7 protein-coding genes and 2 pseudogenes are annotated in these 9005 nt (G+C 64.2%); 3 read left to right on the top strand and 6 right to left on the bottom strand.

What is annotated here, in order from left to right; genetic code table 11:
• Positions 1-466 precede the first annotated feature (466 nt).
• Complete coding sequence (locus VMD50_RS20815) at positions 467-1162, top strand: TetR/AcrR family transcriptional regulator (RefSeq protein WP_325430262.1); 696 nt, start codon at positions 467-469, stop codon at positions 1160-1162.
• A gap of 153 nt (positions 1163-1315) precedes the next feature.
• On the top strand, positions 1316-1975 hold the full coding sequence (locus VMD50_RS20810) for a TetR/AcrR family transcriptional regulator (protein WP_325430260.1): 660 nt from the start codon (positions 1316-1318) through the stop codon (positions 1973-1975).
• 13 nt (positions 1976-1988) lie between these two features.
• On the opposite strand, the gene VMD50_RS20805 is transcribed toward VMD50_RS20810, so the two are convergent.
• Positions 1989-2351, bottom strand: coding sequence for a PAS domain-containing protein (locus VMD50_RS20805; protein ID WP_414686133.1), 363 nt, complete (start codon positions 2349-2351; stop codon positions 1989-1991).
• 520 nt (positions 2352-2871) lie between these two features.
• On the opposite strand from VMD50_RS20805, the gene VMD50_RS20800 reads away from it, so the two are divergent.
• Entirely contained in the window at positions 2872-3588 is a 717-nt protein-coding gene (locus VMD50_RS20800; protein ID WP_325430258.1) for a TetR/AcrR family transcriptional regulator, read from the top strand.
• An 84-nt stretch (positions 3589-3672) separates the two neighbouring features.
• Here VMD50_RS20800 and VMD50_RS20795 read toward each other — a convergent pair whose 3' ends face one another.
• From VMD50_RS20795 to VMD50_RS20775, 5 genes and pseudogenes are all read right to left on the bottom strand, one after another.
• The gene (locus tag VMD50_RS20795; protein WP_325430264.1) at positions 3673-4065 is read right to left on the bottom strand and encodes a PAS domain-containing protein; all 393 of its coding nucleotides are present in this window, start codon (positions 4063-4065) and stop codon (positions 3673-3675) included.
• Positions 4066-4371: 306 nt separating this feature from the next.
• Positions 4372-5352 carry an NAD-dependent epimerase/dehydratase family protein gene (locus VMD50_RS20790; RefSeq protein WP_325430256.1) on the bottom strand — a complete coding sequence of 327 codons (981 nt, stop codon included), beginning with the start codon at positions 5350-5352 and terminating at the stop codon, positions 4372-4374.
• A 128-nt stretch (positions 5353-5480) separates the two neighbouring features.
• Positions 5481-6557 (bottom strand): annotated as a pseudogene (locus VMD50_RS20785) (alpha/beta hydrolase fold domain-containing protein); the annotation flags it as partial.
• A gap of 3 nt (positions 6558-6560) precedes the next feature.
• Positions 6561-7895, bottom strand: coding sequence for a phosphotransferase family protein (locus tag VMD50_RS20780; protein WP_325430254.1), 1335 nt, complete (start codon positions 7893-7895; stop codon positions 6561-6563).
• A 399-nt stretch (positions 7896-8294) separates the two neighbouring features.
• Positions 8295-8592 (bottom strand): annotated as a pseudogene (locus VMD50_RS20775) (peptidase M42); the annotation flags it as partial.
• Between the last annotated feature and the right edge of the window lie 413 nt (positions 8593-9005).

The raw sequence follows: 9005 nt of genomic DNA, 5'->3' as shown, positions 1-9005 counted from the left end.
TGAATCGCCGGGCCGCCCATTTCGCCGCCGCTCAATTCGCGCGCTGCCGTCCATCCCGGCGCCGTCACGCGGGCACTCGGATAAACCCCCCGCGGGCGATCGCCCATTCGACGTGGACGGCACAGGCGTCACCATCTCTGGATGCGTAGCTACGACCGACATGTGCTCCTCCTCACGGAAGCAAGGCCGACCTGGGGGCGGCCGGGGTACGGCTGCGCCGGGCGCGACCGTATGTAGATACCGGTGATTCAGCTAGAAACGTAGGATACATACTATTTGGTAGGCTAGAGCGAAAATAACACACTCACAGTCTTTCGGAGCCATCAAAATTAAATTACACTCAGGATGTATCGGTGCACACCAGACCGCAGACGAACGGAACACCTCGACGGACGCAGCGCTGCCCTCCGGCGGGTCATCCCACCCGGCGGGTCATGCATCCATCGAAGGGACTGACGGAATTGCCATGGCGCGCCCCGATGGCGCGTTACGCGGCAACCGCGACCAGACAGGCGGCCCGATGACTGAGGCCAGCGGACGGCGAACCGACACCACCCGCGAACGCCTCATCGCCGCCGCATCACACCAGTTCGCCCACCGCCCGTACAGCGACGTCAGCCTCGATGACATCCTGGCAGAGGCCGAACTCACCAAAGGGGCGATGTATTTCCACTTCTCCTCTAAGCAAGCGCTGGCCTTGGCGATCGTCGACGACCTCACCGAAATGAGCCGGGCAGCAGTCATCGAGTTGCTTGCCCGCAAGATGTCGGGACTGGAAACACTGATCGATCTCGTCTATCTCCGAGCCGTTCAAGACACCCAACAGGAGGTTGCCCGGGCCGGCGTCCGACTGCTCGACACCCTGGACAACCCAACCTCCGTGCCCCCCGGGTTGTGGCAATCATGGATTGAGTTCGTTACCACCCTCATCCAAAGAGCAGTCGCCGAGGGCGACGTCATCGACCGGCACGAGCCCGAAGACATCGCCAGAATGTTGGTGGCACTGTGGGTGGGTATCCGCCGAACCAGCAACCTCGACGAACCCGAGGTTTACCTCGACAACCTCCTGAAAACGTGGATAGTGGCACTACCCAGCTTCACCAATCCCGATCGAATCGGCTACTTCACCCAATTCATCCAACGCCGTCACGTACTCGCGTGAAAACGTTTTCGCTGCAGGCGCTCACGATGACCGCATGCCACCGCCGCCTCCCCTTAGCCCAGCACTGTTGGCCTTCACCCGCGGCCAGCGAGAGAGATACCGATTGGCCACGGCGCCACCGCACGTCCACGGCACTCCGGAGGTCTTGGGACCATGGTGCCTCAAGCTCGGTCTGAAACCACCCGCCAAAAGATCCTTGGTGCCGCGATAGACGTGTTCTGCGAGGTCGGGTATGCGGCCGCGGGACTAGGTGAGGTCATCGAGCGGGCGGGAATGACCAAAGGCGCCCTTTACCACCACTTCGACTCAAAAGAAGCGCTCGCAACCGCCATCATCGAACAGGGCACCAACCTGACCCGCGACGCGTTCCACCGCGTATGCGAATCACCCTCGCCCGCACTCGAGAACATGATCCACGGCGTCTTCATCGTGGCTGACCTCCTTGTCTCTGACAAAACAGCCCGCACAGCCGAGCAACTCACCCGCGCACTGGCCGAATTCAACAGCACAGCCGCCCAAGTCTGGAGCGGCCGGTTGGATGCGATGACGGCACAAGCCAGTCTCGCGAGCGCCGAAGGCGACCTCCGCGAAGGCCTCGATCCCTACGGCGTTGGCGAATCAATCCTCAACTCCATGCTTGGGGCCCAGCTGCTCTCCAAGACAGCAGACGGCGACGATCACCTCAAGCGACTGACCCGATCCCTGGAACTCCTCCTACCGGCAATCGTCGCCGACACATCTCTGGCCTATTTTCGGGAGTATCTTGACCGCGAATCCCTTCGCCACCGCCAGGTCGGCGAGCCGACTGACTGAGCTCACAACCGTACTAGTGGTCGTCCACCCAGAACCGGTCCGTCAAATTCTCAAACGTCACCAACACGACCGGATCATCGCGCCGCATCAGGGCCGACTTGCTCATCCTGGCCCGCACCGTCCAACCCTCGCAATGCCGCAGCTCCACCACCAGATTCGCCAACCCATCGACGCCGGAGAGCGCGCATAACGCGGCCGGCACGGTACGGAACATCTCAGGAAACGCCGACCCCGTTAACCCGTCCCGCTCGTGACCGACCATGTCGGCGAACGCCGAATTGGCAAACAAGATGCTGCCGTCCCGAGCCATCGCGAGCGAAGGGACCGGGAGCCTCTCCAACGCCACCACCGCAGGCAACCGCGTCAAGATGTCCACCGGTGAATCGCCGGGCCGCCCATTGCGCCGCCGCTCAATTCGCGCACTGCCGTCCATACGAGCGCCGTCGGGCGCGTAATCGGTTGAGCTGCCAGCCGTCGACGGCATATTCGGCGTGGATGGCGCAGACGTCGCCATCTGGGGCTGCGTGATCACGACCGTCATATGCTCCTCCTCCAAAAAGCAAGCCGACGCTGATGCGGGCGGTCACCGCAGAGGCGCGACGTGCATGTAGATACCGATGATGCACCCGTACAGGGCGGTACATACCTATTGTGCACATATTTAACGAATTGGCAGTCTTCTAGTAAAACTCCACCGTGTGGGTAAACGGGGATGTCAACTCAAGATGCAGGCCGCGGACCACGGAAGACTTCGAGGACACAGCACCGCCGGGCGGGTCTGCACACGCGGCGGGTCACCGCCCCCTATCATCGGAGGGATTGACACGGCGGCGGAAATTGTCTTGGCGTGACGGGATGGCCCGCTGCGCGGCGACTGCGACCAGACAGGCGGGGCGATGACTGAGGCCAGCGAACGGCGAGCCGACACCACGCGCCATCGCCTCATCGCCGCCGCGTCACACCAGTTCGCCCACCGCCCGTACAGCATGGTCAGCCTCGAGGACATCCTGGCTGAGGCCGAGCTCACCAAAGGGGCGATGTATTTCCACTTCTCCTCTAAGCAAGCGCTGGCCTTGGCGATTATCGACGACCTCACCGAAATGAGCCGGGCCGCAGTCGTCGAGTTGCTTGCCCGCGAGATGTCGGGACTGGAAACACTGATCGACCTCGTCTTCCTCCTGGCCGTTCAAGACACCCAAAACGACGTGGCCCGAGCGGGCATCCGACTGCTCGAGACCCTGGACAACACAACGCCCCTGCCGCCTGCGCTGTGGCAATCGAGGATGGAGCTCCTCACGACCCTCATCCAGCGCGCGGTCACCGAGGGTGACGTCATCGACCAGCATGATCCCGAAGACATCGCCAAAATGTTGGTGGCACTGTGGGTGGGTATCCGCCGAACCAGCAACCTCGACCAACCCGAGCACTACCTCGGCAACCTCCAAAAAACATGGACGCTGGCGCTACCCAGCTTCACCGATCCCGATCGAATCGACTACTTCACCCAATTCATCCAACGACGCCACGCGCTCGCGGTGAAAAATGTTTGTACCGAAGCGCTGCCAGTTGACTTCGACACCGCCGCCCCCGCCTCGGCGCACACCGGCGCTTAGCCCCACGGTTGGCCTCAGCCCGAAAGCGACCTCTGCGAAGGCCTCGATCCCTACGTGGTTGAAGAATCGACCCCACCAACCGTGCTAGTGGTGGTCAATCCACAGCTGCTCCGTCAAATTGTCAAATGTGACCAGAACGACCGGATCGTCACGCCGCATCATCGCCGAGTTACTCATCCTGGCCCGCACCGTCCAACCCTCACAGTGCCGCAGCTCCACGACAAGATTCGTGACTGCGTCGGCGCCGGAGAGCGCCTCCGGCACGGTATGGAAGATCTCGAGGAACGCCGACCCCGCCAACCCGTCCTGCTCGTAACCCACCATCTCGGCAAATGCCGTATTGGCGAACAAGATGATGCCGTCCCGCGCCATAGCGAGCGCGGGAACGGGAAGCCGCTCCAACACCACCACCGCGGGCAACCGCTTCAAGATGTCCGTCGGTGAATCGCCGGAACTCCCATTACGCCGCCGCTCCACACGCCGATCGCCCTGCGTGAGAGCGCCGTCGTGGGTTTGGTCGGGTGAGTTCCCACCAACTAACTGCCCGTTCGACATGGACGGCACAGTAGCAACGACACAAGATCAATACATCAAAACAGCGAAATCAGCACCCTGCCGTAAACCCGACATGAGCTGGGATTCATTTTCCACGGCGCGGCTTATGGTGACCTTGCCTTGATCCAGATGCGCTCACGGGCCGACCGGCTGGGGGTTCGCAACTGATTCTCTTGGCCGGCGGGCTGCTCGGTGTGGATGGCGCCGAGTCACGTTTGGCGCTCAGGCCTAGGCGAGCGCTGCGGCCGCTGGGGGGTCGAGGACGCCGCGCAGCCAGTCGACAGTGCGCTTGATGCCTTCGGCGAGGTCGGTGTCGGGTTTCCAGCCGAGCATCCGACCCGCCCGGGTCGGGTCCAATGCGCTCGCCTGGACCTCGCCGGTTCGAGCCTCGGCGTGATCGGGTGAACGCGAGACGCCGACCGCCCCGGCGATCAGCTCATGCAGTTCGGTGACCGTCGTCTGCACGCCGGTGCCGACGTTGAAGGTGCCCGTCGTGGTGAGGGGCGCTTCCGCGGCGCACAGGAAGGCGGTCGCGACGTCTTCGACGTAGACGTAGTCGCGGGTGGCGCTGCCGTCGCCGTAGATGGTCGTAGGACGGCCAGAGATCATCGCACTGCCGAAGATCGCGACCACGCCACCTTCCCCGTGCGGGACTTGGCGTGGCCCATAGACATCGGCCAGTGCCAGACAGATCGGTGCCAGCCCGTACATGCCGGCGTAGGCGCGCATATACAACTCTCCGGCCACCTTCGCCGCCGCGTAAGGGGAAAGCGGGTCCACGGGAGTGTCCTCTGTGGCAGGCAAGGTGGCAGGCGCACCGTAGCGGGCGCCACCCGAGGAGGCGTAGACGATCCGCGGTACTCGCGCCCGCCGGCTCGCTTCCAGCACGTTAACGGTGCCCAGCACGTTGTTACGGGCGTCGTGTTGCGGATCATCAACGGAGCAGCGCACGTCGATTTGAGCGGCCAAATGGAACACCACGTCAGGGTTGGAGTCCTCGACCACGTCGGACAGCTCGGGGTTTCGGACATCGATCGCGACGAGGGTGAAGCGACCGGGGCCTTTGTGGCGGTGGGCCGACTCGAGGTTGGCGGCGGGGGCACCGGCGCTGAGGTTGTCCACTCCTGTCACCTGGTGTCCTTCCTCCAGCAGGCGGTCGACGAGGGTGGAGCCGATGAATCCGGCACCGCCGGTGACGAGGGTGCGCATGATCAGCAATCTTTAGTTCGACGGTGGATTGCGGACGGCGACAACGGAATTAAGGAGGAATCGGCGATCACAGCGCGGCGAGATCCAGGTGGACGAGCGGTACAGACCGCCACGCGGTGGTACGGGTCGGTCGCCTCGCGGATGTAATTGCCAATCTGGCGCAAAGACCGTTCGGCCTCCGGCACCATCGGCGCGGCGATCTGGAAGACATGCATCTGGCCGGGCCATACCCGCAGCTGAACCGGTACGCCCGCTGCAGCCAGCCGCTGCGCAGCCTGCCGGGCGTCATCCAGCAGGACCTCGGAACCGGATACATGGATCAACGTGCGGGGCAGACCGGCGTCGATGTGATCGAGTGGCTCGTAAATCTCCTCAGGGCACCCATCTCCGATGTGACGCTGACTCGACTTGGCGATCAGGTAGCAAAATGCGTCGAATGCTTTGGCGGAGAACATCGCATCGCTGCGGATGTTGGGGTGCATCCGTCTGGGGCGCTTGGCGATCTGCATCAGCGGTGACATGCAGACAATGGCCGCGACCGCCTCGCCTTCAGTGACCAGCCGCTCGGCCAGCGTGAGTGACAGGTAGCCGCCAGCGGAGTCACCGGCCAAGACGATCTGGTCGGGCTTGTAGCCCCGGACGCGCAGCCACCGGTAGCCGTCGTAGCAATCATCGAACGCCTCACGGATCGAGTGTTTGGGCATCATCCGGTAGTTCACCACCAGCACCGGGGTATCGGCGTACTTCGACAAAGTGGTGACGAGCCGGTCATGGGTGTTGGCGCCACAGGTCAGGAAGCCGCCACCGTGCATGTACAACACGACGCGCCGGCTGCCGTCGGCGGGCAGGACGCCGGCAGCGCGTACCAACCGCGCGGTGCAATGCGGCAACCGGATTGTGGCGCGAACACTGCCCGGCACGGGCGCCATAGCCCGTGCAGCGAAATCGATCAGGCCCCAGGGCCACGGGACGTTCGCCAGGTGGCTGCCGACAGCCAGGGCTGGACGAATGGTGAGCCGGGCGCCAAGACACGCAAGCTGACCAGCAATGCTCGGGTCATCCTCCACGACCTCCTCGACCATCGATGAACTCGGCCCCTCGAACATGATCGATGGTCCGCGGTGCGCCGCGGGTACATCGGCACCGACAGCGGCCAGGCCACCGGGCCGGCGATGCGCTGTGAGCGTTCGTTGTCCGTTTTGCATGGTCTAGCCATCGGTCTGATTTTTGTGGGCCTGTGCGGCATCCTCGACGGGCGGTGACGTGGTCGTCGGCGGACCGCTTGCGATGCACCGGCCCGCGCCTGAAACATCGAATCCCTGCCAGGCAGCGACGGCGTCAAGTACCGGAGCCACGTTGGTTGCCCACCAGACGTGGTGGTTTGGACGGATGGTGCGCTTGCGCCACAAGTCGACTACGCGGTGCAGCCAGGTCAGCAGCATCGCGGTGCCTTCGTGGATGCGTTCACGGCCGCCGATGTCGCCGCCCGATTGGTCGCGTGCGGCACGCAGCGCATGACTTTCGCGGTCTGACAGGCGCCCGCCCGCCCACAGTCGCTCAGCGACGACTGTTCCCAAATCAGCTCGCTCCACCTGGCAACTCGCCGTCAGGATCATCAGGTATTCGTCGATGAGCGCCGGCAAGCCCGGGCGCGCTTCGCCCCAGTCCACGATGCCGGTGACCGCGCCGCCCTGCAGGCCGGCCACCCGAACGTTGCCCGGAACGTAGTCGCCGTGCGTCCAGCTCACCGGCATGCGCCGGCCGATCAGGGCCCGCCGTAGCACCTTTCCAAGGCGGTCCACCTCGGGAACCAGACGGGGATCGAGCCGCCCGCACATGTCCGTCAGCGCCACCAGCGGTTCGACCACCAGTGGCCCCAACAAGTAGACGTTGTCGACGGCGGGGGTGGCAGTCCGCCGGTGCAGCGGCGCGATGGCGCTCAGTGCTGCAGCCGTCAGCTCTTCGACACGGTTCGGGTGGCGCGCCAGCACCTCCGCCAGATCGATTCCCGGCCCATAGGACTCCACGGACACCGTCGTGTCGGTACGGTCGTCGAAGGCCAGGATCCGCGGCACCAGTTCGCGCCATTCGTCGTCAAGTCGCGGGTGGATGGCGAGTTCGGCGAGCACGCGACGCTGAGCGCACAGTTTTGCCGCTTCCAACTTGCCGCGGGCCACCTTCACGACGGCCGCGGGCGTTCCCTGCTCGGTACGCAGCAGCGACATGGTGGTGTCGCCGACGAGGTCTATTGGCGGCGTGCTTAATTTGAGGTCAATAAGACCGATCGGGAGATCATCGTCGTCGGTACGCCACCCCGATGAGAATGGCGCCGCCAACTCACCCTGCTTGTCGTTCATCGCTGGCCGACCACCGCCCACACGGTACGAAATGGCGGCGGAGCAGATCGCAGTTGCGGAGGGGCCGCAATGCGGCGTCCGTGAACGCCAGAGCGATGAGCGCGCGGCAAGTTCCGCGGCCGCACTCGGACGCCGCGGCGGCATACCCGCGAGCCCGGTTTCGGCATGAGCACCGAAACGCCGCAAACCGATGCGGTCGAGGACGAAACCTGGATCACCTTTGGGCCGCCAATCTTACGAGGTGCGGCACGAGCCGGGACCGCCTTACGGCAGCGGCCCGCGAGCTCGACCATACCGACTATGCGCCTTCTAGCAAGGTTACATACTATTTGACGCAATTCAAGCGGAAAACCGAACTACTAGTTTGAGGCTTGCGCATACCATCGCCCGTGACGCCTTCGTGGGCCTGTTCTCGTCCTTCGGATCGACATCAGGCAGCAGACGCAGCGTGTCTTGCACTTCGTCGCCGCGGGAAACCGGGCATCGCTGCCAGGAGGCAGGTAACCGAATTCGGCGACCGGGAACGTCCGATCTTCGCGGCGTTCGAGTTGCTGTGGCCGTCGGGCTGCACCACGAAGTCGACGACGATCCGTCGGGCTCGATCCGCTTGACCAGCATGGACAGCTCGTCCATGTGCGCCATCACCCGCGTCGCGGCACCCGGCCCGGCGGTCGATCGGTGGCGGTGGTCGGAGTTCTCAGGTGGGCCGTCCGCGCCGATGTAGCCGACCAGGTTGCCGGCGTCGTCGGTCCACATGTCGTCGACGACGGGTTCCAGCTCGCGCGCACACCGCGCGAACCTCGTCTTCCTGACCGCACGGTCCGTAGGTCCACAGGAGTTCTTTCAGCAGCGCGTCGGTCGCATCGGGATCGCGGTCCGGCATCTGGTCCTTCCTCACTGGCACCGCAGGGCGACGCGCGTGGTCAAGAGTTCAGCCGCTTGGATGACAACTGGACCAGTACCCACATCCGGGATCCGCAACCCGGCGGTCCATTTGAGCGGACGTTGCTCGACCGCGAAACGACTAGTTGCGCAAGGGCGGGCGCCGGCGAAGACTGACGATCGCCCGGGGGGCTACGCGACCACGCATTGGGGAGCACGGTGAAGAACGCAGAGCTCGCGCCGGCGGGCGCCGGCCAGCCGGAGGAACCGTGACCGCGCACAACATCATCATCGTCATGCTGATGGCGTGGGCGATTCTGGCGCCGCCGGCCTTCTTGTGGCTGGGTGTGTGGCTCGAACAACGGCGGTGGCGATGAGCGCCGACGCGAGGTGGCCGGACTGATCGTTGAGCGG

The organism is Mycobacterium sp. (assembly GCF_035506235.1).
Classification (GTDB): domain Bacteria; phylum Actinomycetota; class Actinomycetes; order Mycobacteriales; family Mycobacteriaceae; genus Mycobacterium.
Note: the sequence above shows the minus strand (reverse complement) of the source record. Positions and strands in the feature narration are given on the sequence as shown.